This is a genomic window from Pseudomonas sp. RIT288, from assembly GCF_000631985.1.
Taxonomy (GTDB): Bacteria; Pseudomonadota; Gammaproteobacteria; order Pseudomonadales; family Pseudomonadaceae; genus Aquipseudomonas.
Genome location: NZ_JFYN01000019.1, coordinates 1 through 13758, shown reverse-complemented (window position 1 = coordinate 13758; position 13758 = coordinate 1). Strand labels below are relative to the sequence as shown.

Annotated in this window: 12 protein-coding genes and 1 pseudogene; 8 read left to right on the top strand and 5 right to left on the bottom strand. The window is 54.2% G+C overall.

Going from position 1 to position 13758, the window contains the following annotated elements:
• Positions 1 to 46: 46 nt before the first annotated feature.
• The 3 genes and pseudogenes from rimA to BW33_RS30520 all read right to left on the bottom strand — a co-directional run.
• Positions 47 to 826, bottom strand: a complete 780-nt coding sequence (gene rimA / locus BW33_RS17140; RefSeq protein ID WP_047600162.1) for a S6 modification regulatory phosphodiesterase RimA — start codon at positions 824 to 826, stop codon at positions 47 to 49.
• A 135-nt stretch (positions 827 to 961) separates the two neighbouring features.
• Entirely contained in the window at positions 962 to 1741 is a 780-nt protein-coding gene (locus BW33_RS30525; RefSeq protein ID WP_442965404.1) for a methyl-accepting chemotaxis protein, read from the bottom strand.
• A gap of 78 nt (positions 1742 to 1819) precedes the next feature.
• Positions 1820 to 2896 (bottom strand): annotated as a pseudogene (locus tag BW33_RS30520) (methyl-accepting chemotaxis protein); the annotation flags it as partial.
• Positions 2897 to 3416: 520 nt separating this feature from the next.
• Between BW33_RS30520 and BW33_RS17130 the strand changes: the two are divergent.
• Genes BW33_RS17130 through BW33_RS29445 form a run of 3 tightly spaced genes read left to right on the top strand, consistent with a single transcriptional unit; the run spans position 3417 to position 5060 of the window.
• Positions 3417 to 3716: a hypothetical protein gene (locus tag BW33_RS17130; protein ID WP_177327500.1), complete on the top strand. Its 300-nt coding sequence runs from the start codon at positions 3417 to 3419 to the stop codon at positions 3714 to 3716.
• Positions 3713 to 4069 carry a DUF7079 family protein gene (locus BW33_RS17125; RefSeq protein WP_052032730.1) on the top strand — a complete coding sequence of 119 codons (357 nt, stop codon included), beginning with the start codon at positions 3713 to 3715 and terminating at the stop codon, positions 4067 to 4069. The genes BW33_RS17130 and BW33_RS17125 overlap by 4 nt, the downstream gene beginning before the upstream one ends.
• On the top strand, positions 4062 to 5060 hold the full coding sequence (locus BW33_RS29445) for a hypothetical protein (RefSeq protein WP_152546138.1): 999 nt from the start codon (positions 4062 to 4064) through the stop codon (positions 5058 to 5060). Before BW33_RS17125 ends, BW33_RS29445 begins: the two co-directional genes overlap by 8 nt.
• Positions 5061 to 5193: 133 nt before the next feature.
• Here BW33_RS29445 and BW33_RS17120 read toward each other — a convergent pair whose 3' ends face one another.
• A complete protein-coding gene (locus BW33_RS17120; protein WP_047600158.1) occupies positions 5194 to 6141 on the bottom strand; it encodes a hypothetical protein in 948 nt (315 codons plus the stop codon).
• Between the two features lie 252 nt (positions 6142 to 6393).
• On the opposite strand from BW33_RS17120, the gene dusA reads away from it, so the two are divergent.
• Positions 6394 to 7380: a tRNA dihydrouridine(20/20a) synthase DusA gene (gene dusA / locus BW33_RS17115; protein ID WP_081794226.1), complete on the top strand. Its 987-nt coding sequence runs from the start codon at positions 6394 to 6396 to the stop codon at positions 7378 to 7380.
• 75 nt (positions 7381 to 7455) lie between these two features.
• On the top strand, positions 7456 to 7836 hold the full coding sequence (locus tag BW33_RS17110; RefSeq protein WP_047600156.1) for a DUF2388 domain-containing protein: 381 nt from the start codon (positions 7456 to 7458) through the stop codon (positions 7834 to 7836).
• Here the strand turns inward: BW33_RS17110 and BW33_RS17105 are convergent, their stop codons facing one another.
• Positions 7837 to 8667 carry an undecaprenyl-diphosphate phosphatase gene (locus BW33_RS17105; RefSeq protein ID WP_047600155.1) on the bottom strand — a complete coding sequence of 277 codons (831 nt, stop codon included), beginning with the start codon at positions 8665 to 8667 and terminating at the stop codon, positions 7837 to 7839.
• A gap of 507 nt (positions 8668 to 9174) precedes the next feature.
• Here BW33_RS17105 and BW33_RS17100 point away from each other — a divergent pair.
• From BW33_RS17100 to BW33_RS17090, 3 genes are all read left to right on the top strand, one after another.
• Complete coding sequence (locus BW33_RS17100; protein WP_047600154.1) at positions 9175 to 9915, top strand: winged helix-turn-helix domain-containing protein; 741 nt, start codon at positions 9175 to 9177, stop codon at positions 9913 to 9915.
• 278 nt (positions 9916 to 10193) lie between these two features.
• Positions 10194 to 10838, top strand: coding sequence for a winged helix-turn-helix domain-containing protein (locus tag BW33_RS17095; protein ID WP_047600153.1), 645 nt, complete (start codon positions 10194 to 10196; stop codon positions 10836 to 10838).
• A 389-nt stretch (positions 10839 to 11227) separates the two neighbouring features.
• On the top strand, positions 11228 to 12622 hold the full coding sequence (locus BW33_RS17090) for an undecaprenyl-phosphate glucose phosphotransferase (RefSeq protein WP_047600152.1): 1395 nt from the start codon (positions 11228 to 11230) through the stop codon (positions 12620 to 12622).
• Positions 12623 to 13758 lie beyond the last annotated feature (1136 nt).

Sequence of the window (13758 nt, the reverse complement as noted above, 5' to 3'; positions counted from 1 at the left end):
GCCTTCGCTGCCAGTGAGCGTAAAGACTTTGAGTGTGAGTCCAGCGTCAAACCGCCCGCCACGCCTGCGTCGGAATCTGCGCCATCGACTCAAACGCCGGTTTGGCAAACCAGAAACCCTGCATCAGATAAATCCCGCAATCGGCAAGAAAGTCCCGCTCCTCCGGGTGCTCAATGCCCTCGGCAATCACCTCGATATCCAGTTCGGTACACATGCCCACCACGCCCCGCACAATCGCCTGACGCACACGGTCGCGGTGGATATCGCGGATCAACGCCATGTCCAGTTTGATCAGATCCGGCTGAAAGTCCGCCAGCAGATTCAGCCCGGAGTAGCCGGCGCCAAAGTCATCGATGGCGGTCTTGAAGCCGAACTCGCGGTACTCGCGCAAAATGTTCATCAAGTGTTTGTTGCTTTCGACGTGCTCGCCCTCGACCGCTTCGAAGATCAACCGATCGAGCGGGAACGCATGCGCGCGAGCCGCCTCCAGCGTGCTGCGAATGCACAGGTCCGGACGATAAACGGCGTTCGGCAAGAAGTTGATCGAGAGAAACCCGGTGAGCCCCAACTGCGCTGCCGTGGAGATCGCCCGTACGCGGCACAGTTGATCGAAGCGATAGCGGTTCTGGTCATCGACCTGCTGCAGAACCGATAGCGCCCCCTCGCCCTGCACGCCCCGGACCAGCGCCTCGTGGGCGAAGGTCGATTGATCACGCACATCGACAATCGGCTGGAACGCGAAGGAGAACGCCATATCGGCCTCGCCTTTTTGCCGGCATCCTTGGCACCCCCCGCTGGGCTGGGGGAAAATTGGTGTATTGGTCATGACGCCCCCTGAGAGCGGGTTGCAACCATCCATGGCCCAGAAAAAATAACTGCACGGACCGGGTGGCGCCGCTTGGCGGCCCCCGCTTATACAGGCTGACCGGTCAATTCCGGCCAAGTTCATTGCGAAATGCCATCAGGTGCGGAAATGTGCCGTCATGCGCTGCAGGTCCTGCCCCAGCGATGCCAGCTCAATGGTCGCGGCAGCACTTTCTTCGCTGGCGACGGCCGACTGATCGGCCACATCGCGCACACTGACGATGCTGCGATTGATCTCATCGGCCACCGCGCTTTGCTGCTCGGCGGCGGCGGAAATCTGCAGGCTCATTTGCTGGATCGTGCCGATCGAATGGTTGATCTCGGTAATCGCCTGCTCGGCTTTCTGCGCCAGCACCACCGTGTCCAGCGTGCGCTCGCGGCTGGATGTCATCAGTGTCGAAGCGGCTTGCGTGCCCTGCTGCAACGTGACAATCAGCGCTTCGATTTCCTTGGTTGAATCCTGAGTGCGCTGCGCCAGCGAGCGCACTTCATCGGCAACCACCGCGAAACCACGGCCCTGCTCCCCCGCCCGCGCCGCTTCAATCGCCGCGTTCAGCGCCAGCAAATTGGTCTGCTCGGCGACTGCCTTGATCACATCGATGACCTTGCCGATCTGCTCACTGTCCTGGGACAGCACGTTCATCGCCGCGCCCAAGTCTTCGATCGCCACCGACAGTTCGCTGATCTGCACAGTCGCCTGCTTGACCACCGCACTGCCGTGACGCGCCTGCTGATCGGCCAGGGTCGCGGCGGCCGATGCGTCGGTGGTGTTGCGCGCCACCTCCTGCACCGTCGAGGCCATTTCGTGCATCGCCGTGGCGACCTGATCCACCTCGACTTTCTGCTGGCGCACGCCGGCGCTGGTCTGCTCGCTCATCGCCGAAAGCTTCTCGGCCGACGTCGAAATATGTGTCACGCCGTTACCAATCCCCTGCACCAGCGTGTTCAGACTTTGCGCCATGTCCTGCATCGCGTTTTGCAGATCGCCCAACTCATCCTTGCGGCTGGATTTGGCCTGCACAGTCAGATCGCCCTTGGCAATCCGTCGCGCCAGCTCCACCGTCAGCGCCAGCGGTCCGGTGATCTGCCGCGAGATCAGCACCGCAGCCAACAGACCGACCACCAGCGCTAGCACGGTCAGCACTGCAATCTGGATAAACGCACGATGTTGATCGTCCCGCGCCAGGCGCTGCTGAGTGTCCATCAGGCCGGTCATGATGCTGTCCATCGCCTGGCTCTGTTGATCCACCTGCTGGCGCAGGTTCTGCTTCTGCTCGAACAGCGCGGCAACCTCAACCAGCACCTCGCGATAACGGCGAATCCCGGCCTGCGCCTCTTCAAGCTGACTCGACAGAGCCGTCGGCAAACCGCTGCGTGCCTTGCTCATGTCGGCCAGAAACGCATCAGTGGTGTCCAGCAGCACCTTCTTGTTGGCCTCGCTCGGCACGGCGATATAACGCCGCAGCATCAGACGAAACATCGTCATGCCATTGCGCAGATCCGCCACCGTGCGCAAGTCCGCCACCCGCGCACTGTCGGCAGACGCCAACGCACTGGCCGTGGTGCTCTCAAACATGCTGGTGAAAGTCTCGGCGTACTTGTCCGACATCGCCCCCAACGGTTTCAGCGCATCGCTGGTCGCCTTGTCCGCCTCGACCAAGCGCTTGACCCGCTGATCGTAGGCCAGCGTAGTGTCCTGCAACTGCTTCAAGGCCTGCTGGTTTTCCGCCCGCGTCAGGGTCTGCAACGCCTTGGCGATCAGCCCCTGCAACACCGTCAGCTGCGACTGATAAGCCTCGGCATAAGCGACATCCGCCGCCGCTTCGTACTGCTTCTCCGACAGCCGCATGTCCTGCGTCGCATCGTTGAGCGTGCCGATCAGACGCGTGGTGTCCAGGCGATCAACCAGCACATTGCTGCTGCTGTAGCCAATGAAGGCCACCGCCCCCACCGCCAGCAAAAGAACGCCAAACCCGGCCCCCAACTTTCGGGAAACCTTGATGTTGCCCAGGAAACTCGATGCTTCTGCCATGTTCAGCCTCTAACGCCCTGACGCGATTCAGCGTCAGGCACAAAAAGTAGATCTCTGATAACCGGAGTTACCGCTCATATTCGGGGTCGTCGTCCTGGGCGAAATACGGGCAGCTTCCACTGACCCGGCTGCAATAAGCTGACGCGAAAAGCCGTACCGACGGCCCACGCACCAGCGGACAAATCCAGGAATCACGCTGGACTTATCGTTTCAGCAAAGGTGTTGGAACGGATGCTATAAATTTTGGGAAAAGTTGTACAACTTTATATTTTTGTACAATCGTTGAACTTTTTTGAGCGCGTGATGACGCATTGCCATCATTTTTTGTGGCACATCGCTATTGCTGCGGAAACAGGCTGAAAACCGCCATCTGGGGCAATTGTTTTGCGCATCGACAGAACGCCCTCCGCGACCACGACCTCGCCGCTCGCCATGGAGGGCAGCGATCTACGCCTTGAGCTCGACGTTATCCAACGCCTGATTCACCGCCAACTCCCCCAACATCACCACCTGCACAAAGATGATGAAAGTCACCGGAAAAGTCGCATGGGTTATAACTGCCGCCTTCGCCGCGTCAGAGATCTACAAAGCAGACAACAAGCCAAAAGAAGCCGGACGCCAAGGGATTATCCTAGGTGGAGGCGCCGCCGGTGGTGCGTTAGCTGGATTGAGTATTTCTATGCTGTGCGGCCCCGCCGCCCCGGTCTGTGCAATCGCAGTTGTGGTTGCGGGAAGCGTAGCAGGAGGTATTGTTGGGGACTTGGTGGCAGATAGTCTGGATGAAGAACTGGAGGAGTTTCTGACATGGAACGTTCAATGACGGATGAGGAACTCGCTTACGTCTATTGGGCGCTATCTGACGCTTTTGTTGATACAGAAGTTGATTATGAAGCTATTGCGCGTCAGACGGAAGACTACGATCCTAACGAAATCAAGAGGATTCTTTATCATGAGGTAGCACCGGTCTGCCATACAAACTTAGAGACCATTATACCAATAATATGGTCTGCTTTTAATTTGGAAAACCTGAAAAATGATATTAAAGAAACTTTAAGAGCTCGAGAAGCGAGCGCTTTACGAAGAATAAAAGATAAGCTATTGATCCGATGGCTTGAGTTTAGATACAGATACATATGGACCGAAATATCAAAAAATTACAAAAAACATGACTAAAGAAAAACACCACAACTTGCTTCCCATCGACAAAAGGCACTCCCCCCCGATGGATAAATTACAGACACTTATAACAACTATAAAAGACCACACCTCACCTTTAATAGACAACCTATTCAATCTTTCAACCTGGGAAACAATAAAGTCTTTTTCAAACTCTTCATTCACCACATCATTAGTTGGTGCGTTAGCTGGTGCATTTGCTGGTGCCATGGCTGCACAACGGATAGCTGAGCGTAGCAAACTACGGGATGAGCTCACCAAAGAGATCCGCAACGTAAATGCCGGGATGACAATAGCACTATCGATTGCGAGCTCAGCCATTGGACTGAAGAAACAATACCTACAACCAATAAAAGAAAAATACGCCACTGACAAAAAAACAATTGAACAGATAATAAAAACCAGAAAAAGCCATCCTGAAAGTTCAGAAACTTATGCATTTTCAGGTGACCTTCGCACGCTATCAACTTCAAAACCACCGATTGATCCGCTGAAAGAAATTGTGTTCACACGACTATCAATAAACAACCGATCGCTAAGTTTAACATCTGCCATCGCCGAATCACTTGAACATTTGAACTACTCCATCGCTACCCGAAACGAATTGATCAAGTCATTCAAATCTGGAAATTTCTCTTTTGGCGCGGATATCATCTCTATGTACTTTGGACTTCCTTTCGGTGACGGACACGTAAATCAAGAATTTGGAGACTGCATAGAAGGAATGGCCTCCCACAATGACGAAATTATTTTCTTTAGCGTTTTACTATGCAAAGACCTGCACCAACATGGATTATATACCGCCACACGATTCGAAAAAAAACTAACATCCACGGCGCCAAACATTAACGAAGTTTCTTTCGACGAAGCCCGTAGAGAGGGATTAATTCCAGAGAATGAAGAATACCCCACCTGGTTCTCTAGCTTTCAAGAAAAACCGAAAAAAAACGAGAATTTCTGGCGCCGACTATGCAATAAAAATCCTTGATCAAAAAAACCAAAGGGGACGAAATTATTTTTCGCGAGAAGTTTCCTACTGAAACTAACACTGTATAAAAACAAAGTTAACGAATTATCTAGCCCCCCCTTTTCTCTTTATATAAATCCGCTAACTTATTTATCTAAAACCTAAAAACCACTCCGACAATGCTAACCAACAAGTAAATAACAACAATAACCAACCCAGACAAAACAGAAAGAACCAATAAAGGCTGCTCCTCTATTCTCACCCACTCCCACAACACCGGCTTGAATCGATCAATGCGCACGCACACATATGCAATGCTGTATGCCGCAATGTACCCCCACAACCATATCGAAGTAAGAAGACTTGTAAAAAAGAATACACCTTCAGGAAATGCGTAAACCACCTCGGTAGATAAAGGTACGTCTGTTGTGAAACGCCCCTGCCCATCCGCTTTAAAGTTAGACATATCAAAGTCTTCTACAACCCTTAGTAACGTGGTCAGATTATTAGGATCTAACCACACACCCAGAGACGTCACTGGAGAAGCTGCGCCATGGTGCAATAAAATAAATTTAGCAACCGTCAGCCCTACGTAATACAATACTACAGAACCAACAACATCAAAAATTAGCGCCCAACCAAATGTTTTCTTCCCATCAGACAAAGTGACTCGATATATCTTCCGAGTAAGGCTTATCGATAAAAACTCAACGATCAAGATGGTGCAGTAGATAGCTAAAGCAGGCCACCTCAAACTGCTTAACTCAACAATATTCAGCATCCACTCTCGAAATAAAGAATATTTAAAACTGAACACCAAGATAAATATCCCAGCCCAAACATTTGTTAGTAAAAAACTAACCCAAAGCGCCCTCCATGAAAAAATCCTGCTCCCAAAAACCGCATTATTCATATGCAACCATAATGCAATAATTTTTCTCGCCCCAACACGAAAACTTACCTCCATAACCCCAACCACTACGCGCTGCAACTTCTCTTTTCTAATAATTTTTTCGAAGGTTTCACACAACTTACACCATGCTAAAAACGCACCGATTGCACACCCAATAGCCAAAAGAAAACTCTGAATAGCATCAACCACTGATTACTCTCCGCTCACTCAAGAATATTTTTGAAAATCATGCCGCTATCATTTGGCCATACCCCAGTAAGCGTAGCAACTTTTCTCAAGGACCGTGGAAAGGGGACTGATTTATTCAAGACACCTATCTACACGCTTTCTCCTTCGCCCATAAACCTCTGAAGATCTCCAACTTCAGAGCCTCGCCCATGCCCCTCCCCACCATTCCTGATAAACTCCCTCGCCTTCGCCCCTGTGATTCAGATCTTCCCAATGTCTCTAAATCCCGCCCCACTCTCCCGCCGCTTCTCCGTCGCCCCGATGATGGACTGGACCGACCGCCATTGCCGTTTCTTCCTACGCCTCCTGTCGAAGAACGCCCTGCTCTACACCGAAATGGTCACCACCGGCGCTCTCCTCAACGGCGACCACGAACGTTTCCTCCGTCACAACGAAGCCGAGCACCCGTTGGCGCTGCAGCTCGGCGGAAGCGTCCCGCTGGATCTGGCCGCTTGCGCGCGCATGGCCCAGGCGCATGGTTACGACGAGGTGAATCTGAATGTTGGCTGCCCGAGTGATCGGGTGCAGAACAATATGATCGGTGCGTGCCTGATGGGGCATCCGCAGTTGGTGGCGGATTGTGTGAAGGCGATGCGCGATGCGGTGTCGATTCCGGTGACGGTGAAGCATCGGATCGGGATCAATGGGCGGGACAGTTACGCCGAGTTGTGTGATTTCGTCGGGACGGTGCGGGATGCCGGGTGTACCAGTTTTACCGTGCATGCGCGGATTGCGATTCTGGAGGGCTTGTCGCCGAAGGAGAATCGCGACATTCCTCCGTTGCGGTATGACGTGGCGGCGCAGTTGAAGGCGGATTTTCCGGAGCTGGAGATTGTGCTGAACGGCGGGATCAAGACGATGGAGGCCTGCCATGAACATTTGCAGACCTTTGACGGTGTGATGCTCGGGCGTGAGGCTTATCACAATCCGTATTTGCTGGCGGAGGTTGATCAGCAGTTGTTCGGCAGCAGCGCGCCGGTGATCAGCCGTGCCGAGGCGCTGGCGCAGTTGCGGCCTTATATTGCCGAGCATTTGCAGGCGGGCGGTGCGATGCATCACATCACCCGTCACGTGCTGGGGTTGGGCACCGGGTTCCCGGGGGCGCGTAAATTCCGTCAGTTGTTGTCAGTGGATATTCACAAGGCCAAGGATCCGCTGGCGTTGCTGGATCAGGCTGGCGAGTTGCTTGAAGGCCGTTGATTGATGGTTTGACTGTGCGGGCAACGAATGAGCGTTGCCCGGAATTTTGCTGTGCTGACAGGATGTCTTTTGTTTATGCCCGCGTTTCGCTGTGTTTCGTTCAAGCGTTTTATCCTCCTCACTTTAATCTCGACTATCTCTTCTAGCGCCCTCGCCTCCTGCGACTTTGTGAAGGGGTGTGGCAAGGGGGATGGTGGCCCTTTCGAGTCGACTCAGCTTTCCGGCTTTCTGTTTTTCACGGCGACGGTGGCCTCGTTCGATGCGACCTCAGATGTGTCCAGACTCAAGAAACGTGTTTACTCGCCAGAGGAAATCGAAGCGGCGCGCTATTACCTCGCCAGCGACGGCATGCTGCAAGCCGCGTATTTCACATCAGCCTTGCAGCGCTACCGCCAAGAATTGCCCGACTCGGCGTTGAACGACCTCGCGGTTGCTACATTGATCAGCAGTCAGTGATCAGGCTGCCGCTTCCGTCCAGTTCACCCAACCAAACACCCACGTCGCCAGAATCAACAAGCCAAACGCGATCCGATACCAGGCGAACGCGGCGTAGCTGTGGTTGGCGATGAATTTGAGCAGGCCGCGCACGGCGATCATGGCGAAGATGAACGCGATGACAAAACCGAGGGCGAACACCGGCAGGTCGCTGGCCTGGAACAGGTCGCGGTATTTGTAGCCGGAGTACACCGCGGCGCCGACCATGGTCGGCATGGCGAGGAAGAACGAGAACTCTGTGGCGGCTTTCCGGGACAAGCCGAACAATAAACCGCCGATGATGGTCGAGCCGGAGCGCGACGTGCCGGGAATCATTGCCAGGCATTGTACGAAGCCGATTTTCAACGCATCTGACCAGCGCATGTCGTCAACGTGATCGACGCTCACCACATGGCTGCGCTGTTCGGCCCACAACATCACAATGCCGCCTACCACCAAGGCCATGGCCACGGTGATCGGGTTAAACAGGTATTGATGGATTTTGTCAGCGAACAGCACGCCGAGGACCACCGCCGGGAGGAAGGCGATCAGCAGGTTGAGGGTGAAACGTTGCGCATTGCGTTGGGTGGGCAGGCCTTTGACGATGTCGAAGATCTTCGGGCGAAACTCCCAGACCACGGCCAGGATCGCCCCCAGCTGAATAATGATGTTGAACGCCATCGCGCGTTCGCCGCCGAAGTCCAGCAGGTCGGCGACGATGATCTGGTGGCCGGTACTGGAGATCGGCAAGAACTCGGTCAGGCCTTCTACCGCGCCCAATATCAACACCTGGATAAAGGTCCAGAAATCCATTAATCCTCCGTCAGAGCGCTCTTGATGAGCGACCGGTCAACTGCATTCAGGAATTGAGTATCTGAAGTTAAACAATCGGTATAACGCGACACCCATTGCCTGATCAGGCGACGGAGAATATGTCTTATCAAAAGACACACTCAAGCCATGTTAATAAACGTCCGCCTACGAACCACTCGGAAAATATTTAGGCATTTAGTAGAAAAAAGTTCGATCGGCCAATAAAGTGTGATCAAGCTCACACTATGTCAGGATCGTGAACAGTGGCAATTGGACATGAATAAAGCCGTGGCCATGGATTCAAAATAGTGGCACAATTCCACATCGCCATCATGTAACGACTAGTTCACAACCCCGAGAAAATCAACTAAAAGCTTGAAATGCTTAATTATTGTTAGAAAACTCGGGAGCCACGTCTAAAAATCGCGTGAATGTTACCAATTGTCAGTCACAGACGAGAACCGGTGCTTTAACATCCCGATGTCAGCACCTAATTCGAGTCAAAGCATGATGCTCTCAGGGAACTTGGCGACTAGAAGTCCGCGCCCGACAAACGACGTACCCGGTGTTCTTACTCTGGGTCGTACCCGTGGCGTGGCCGAACATTTCAGGGCGCTGATCGCAAAGCACGTACGCACTGATATGGCACTTGAGGCCGGTTCGTACACTAGTTCCTATAACAATGAACTTTCTGGTTCGTATCGAGCCATTTTCATCGTTATCGACACTCCCCAAGCGCTGGAAGACAATCTTGCGCTGATCGAGAGCCTGCGCAGCGACAACTTGAAGCCGATCATCTGCGCGGTCATTACCGGTCGCGGCGCTTTCAACAAGATCAAGTACTTCCTGGCCGGTGCCGACTTCTGTATCAAGCTCAATACCCTTTCCGACGAGGGCGACGAGTTGCTCGGTGAGTTCTTCAACAGCGAAGAATGGCAGCGGGATATCAACCTCACGCTCGACCCGACGCGCATCTGCCTGCAGGGCGGCACCAGCCAGAAACTCGACATCTCGTTCGCCGAGATGAAGATCCTCGAAGCCTTTGCGCAGACCAGCAATCACATTCTCAGCCATGATGAAATCGCCGGCATCATGGGGCTCAATACCAATTTCTACGACCCGAGGGCGCTGGAAAAATCCATCAGCCGCTTGCGTGGAAAAATCAAGGACATGTATGGTACCAACGCGATTCAGAGCATCCGCGGCTACGGCTATCGCCTGATGCGGGGTCTGATATCGACTGCCTGACTCTCGGGCAGCCATCCTCTTTGCATAATCACGAAGGATCGTCATATGCAACCATACCGCTCAAGTTGTACTTCAAATCTACTAATAATCAAGCCATTGAATGAGCACGGCTACACCGAACCATAACAATAAACTTAACAACATAGCAGCAGAACGAGTGGAATTTATCGAGGCCATTTTGGGCCCAGACCCTGCCTGTCGGTTACTTCCAAGGAAGTCATTGCTCGCCTGCCGATTTACCTTTTCGCCCATTTTGGTGCAAATTTTAGGAGAGAGACATGGAAACTAGTACAACCCTCCCAAGAAAATATTTTGTCGTCGTGACCAACAGTACAACGTCGCAGCGTGAACTTGAGAGCATTCTGTCCAGCGAGCGCTTCAATTCGTTTGGCACGTCTCAGGCACAAATGTTTATTGAAGGTGCTACTTCGCCCTCTTCCGCTCCCATGCTGATGGAGTTCACTTACCCAAGGGGCACCCGGAAAAACGTTGCCCGCACGATTGAACACGACACCCAGCGCATATTGGCCACTCTCGAATCGGAATGGCTGTCCGCACAATCGGCGAAGCCGTTTCAAAGTGCAGAGAGCGACAACCGCACTGCCGCCATCGAAGACGCCGCCACTTGCAACGAAACCTGGCATCTGGACAACGATCAAGGCGCACTGGTCAAGGAAGGCGTCGAGATCAGCCTTACCGGACTGGAAACCGCACTGGTGCGCAAGATGCTCCATCACGAAGAGCGTGTAGTCAGTCGTGATGACCTGATCCTCAGCATCGGCCGCGAGCCGGAGCAATACCGGGGCCTGGAGATGTGCCTGAGTCGCCTGCAGGACAAGTTCAAAAGCGCGAGTAATGGTGAGCGATTGTTCCGTGCCGTAAGAAACCGCGGTTATTGCCTCATCCAGGAAATCGTTGCGTAAACACGCACGATATCCACAAGCAAAACAAACAGAAAACAGTGCGATTACAAAAACAACAAGAGCACTCTGTTTGGCTTCCCCCCCATAGTAATAATAGCTCCCTGCCTCCACCCCTCCTACAGTAACAAACACAACATAATTTATTCACCCCCTGCTCTGCGACCTTTTCTAACACCCTTGCATTTGATTATTAAAAAGTTGGCACTGTGCCATCTTGTTAGAACTCGTCAGACACCCTCTCCAGCAATAACTTAGTCTATTGATTGACGACAGTTCGGCCTATCGACGTTGTTACCTCAGGACACTCGTCCAATAACAACAACAAGCCTATCTAGCAACTCGGACTTCAACTGTCGAAACCTGAATGGACGTATTTCTGGGGATATCTCATGGAACTTTCTCTACGGATCAATCGAAATAACGGCCTCAAGGGACTTACCTTCTGGGGCCAATGGGCACTGGCGCAGGCTTTCATTGTTGCGTTGTTATTCATACTGGCTGAACGGCAGACGGGCACCGTCGAGTTCTATTACCGCATGTGCGCGACACTGGCGGTACTGGCCTCGGTGCCGGCGTATACGTTCAGCGGCGTGTATCGCAAGCAGGACAATTACCTGACCGGGCTTGGACGCCTGTTCATGGGCTGGTCGATGACCATGGTGGCGCTGGCCGGCATCGCGTTCGTGTGCAAGGCCGACGAGGTGTTCTCCCGCGAGGTGACGCTGAGTTGGGCGGTCTACGGCTTCCTCGGTCAGGCGTTGATGTACGCGCCGCTGCATGCCTTTTCCAAGTACTACCAGCGTTCCCGCACCAGCGCACAGAAGACGTTGATCGTCGGCACCGGCGAGCTGGCTCTGGGTCTGGCGAAGAAGATCAGTCAGGTGGAAAACCTGCCGCTGGTAGGTTTGGTCAGCAATGGCGCGACACCGAATCTGGATTCGGATGCACCGCGTGTGGTCGGTGATCAGGAGGATTTGCTCGAGCTGATCAAGGATCATGACATCCGCCGGTTGTACATCACCCTGCCGCTGGCCGAGGCCGCGAAAATCGAAGCGATGTACGTCGATTTGCTCGGCGCCAACGTCGATGTGGTCTGGGTGCCGGACTTGAACAGTCTGACCCTGCTCAACCACTCGGTGAAGGTCGTGGATGGTCTGCCGGCAATCTGCCTCAACGAAAGTCCGCTGACCAGCCGCCCTACTGCTGCGTTGAGCAAGAGTCTGGTGGAAAAAGGCGTGGCGCTGCTGGCGATCATCCTGTTGAGTCCGGTGCTGCTGTTCATTGCGCTGGCGGTGAAGATCAACTCGCCGGGCCCGGTGTTCTTCAAGCAGGATCGTCACGGCTGGAACGGCAAGGTGATTCAGGTCTGGAAATTCCGCTCGATGCGCGTGCACGATGACCGTGAAGTGATCCAGGCCAGCCGCAATGATTCGCGCATCACCGCCGTCGGGCGCTTCATCCGCCGCACGTCGCTGGATGAGCTGCCGCAGTTGTTCAACGTGCTGCAGGGGCAGATGGCCCTGGTCGGCCCACGTCCTCACGCTGTAGCGCACAACCACTACTACTCGGGGAAAATCCTCGCGTACATGGCCCGCCACCGAATCAAACCGGGCATCACCGGGCTGGCGCAAATCAGCGGTTGCCGTGGCGAGACCGACACCATCGACAAGATGCAGCGTCGGGTGGAGATGGACCTGCATTACATCAACAACTGGTCGTTGTGGCTGGATCTGAAGATCCTGGTGAAGACTCCGTTTACGTTGTTGTCGAAAGATATTTATTAATGAACTGGTGATCGGCCAGGCGATACCGCAAGGGGACGAAAGTCCCCTTTTTTGTGGGCGGGATTTGGTGGTGGGTCAGGCTGTTGCGATGGAGGCAGTGCCGACGCCTTCGCGAGCAGGCTCACTCCTACAGGGATTGGGGGTATGGATCGGGTATTTGGTTCATCCCACAGGGATCGGGGGGCGGGTCGGGATGCGTGCCTTCGCCGCAGCCCATTGTAGGAGTGAGCCTGCTCGCGATAGCGGTGTGTCAGGCGACATGGATGTTGTCTGGGCTGACGCCTTCGCGAGCAGGCTCACTCCTACAGGAATTGTGGGTGTGGATCGGGTATTTGGTTCATCCCACTGGGATCGGGGATCGGGTCGGGATGCGTGCCTTCGCCGCAGCCCATTGTAGGAGTGAGCCTGCTCGCGATAGCGGTGTGTCAGGCGACATGGATGTTGTCTGGGGTGACGCCTTCGCGAGCAGGCTCACTCCTACAGGGATTGTGGGTATGGATCGGGTATTTGGTTCATCCCACAGGGATTGGGGATCGGGTCGGGATGTGTGCCTTCGCCGCAGCCCATTGTAGGAGTGAGCCTGCTCGCGATAGCGGTGTGTCAGGCGACATGGATGTTGTCTGGGCTGACGCCTTCGCGAGCAGGCTCACTCCTACAGGGATTGGGGGTGTGGATCGGGTATTTGGTTCATCCCACAGGGATCGGGGATCGGGTCGGGATGTGTGCCTTCGCCGCAGCCCATTGTAGGAGTGAGCCTGCTCGCGATAGCGGTGTGTCAGGCGACATGGATGTTGTCTGGGCTGACGCCTTCGCGAGCAGGCTCACTCCTACAGGGATTGGGGGTGTGGATCGGGTATTTGGTTCATCCCACAGGGATCGGGGATCGGGTCGGGATGTGTGCCTTCGCCGCAGCCCATTGTAGGAGTGAGCCTGCTCGCGATAGCGGTGTGTCAGGCGACATGGATGTTGTCTGGGCTGACGCCTTCGCGAGCAGGCTCACTCCTACAGGAATTGTGGGTGTGGATCGGGTATTTGGTTCATCCCACTGGGATCGGGGATCGGGTCGGGATGCGTGCCTTCGCCGCAGCCCATTGTAGGAGTGAGCCTGCTCGCGATAGCGGTGTGTCAGGCGACAT

Coding starts and splice junctions, on each gene's coding strand:
- BW33_RS17130 (WP_177327500.1), top strand. CDS start 3,417: ATGATGAAAGTCACCGGAAAAGTCGCATGGGTTATAACTGCCGCCTTC.
- BW33_RS17105 (WP_047600155.1), bottom strand. CDS start 8,667: ATGGATTTCTGGACCTTTATCCAGGTGTTGATATTGGGCGCGGTAGAA.
- BW33_RS17110 (WP_047600156.1), top strand. CDS start 7,456: ATGCCCGCGTTTCGCTGTGTTTCGTTCAAGCGTTTTATCCTCCTCACT.
- rimA (WP_047600162.1), bottom strand. CDS start 826: ATGACCAATACACCAATTTTCCCCCAGCCCAGCGGGGGGTGCCAAGGA.
- BW33_RS17100 (WP_047600154.1), top strand. CDS start 9,175: ATGATGCTCTCAGGGAACTTGGCGACTAGAAGTCCGCGCCCGACAAAC.
- BW33_RS29445 (WP_152546138.1), top strand. CDS start 4,062: ATGACTAAAGAAAAACACCACAACTTGCTTCCCATCGACAAAAGGCAC.
- BW33_RS17125 (WP_052032730.1), top strand. CDS start 3,713: ATGACGGATGAGGAACTCGCTTACGTCTATTGGGCGCTATCTGACGCT.
- BW33_RS17095 (WP_047600153.1), top strand. CDS start 10,194: ATGGAAACTAGTACAACCCTCCCAAGAAAATATTTTGTCGTCGTGACC.
- BW33_RS17090 (WP_047600152.1), top strand. CDS start 11,228: ATGGAACTTTCTCTACGGATCAATCGAAATAACGGCCTCAAGGGACTT.
- dusA (WP_081794226.1), top strand. CDS start 6,394: ATGTCTCTAAATCCCGCCCCACTCTCCCGCCGCTTCTCCGTCGCCCCG.
- BW33_RS30525 (WP_442965404.1), bottom strand. CDS start 1,741: ATGAGCGAGCAGACCAGCGCCGGCGTGCGCCAGCAGAAAGTCGAGGTG.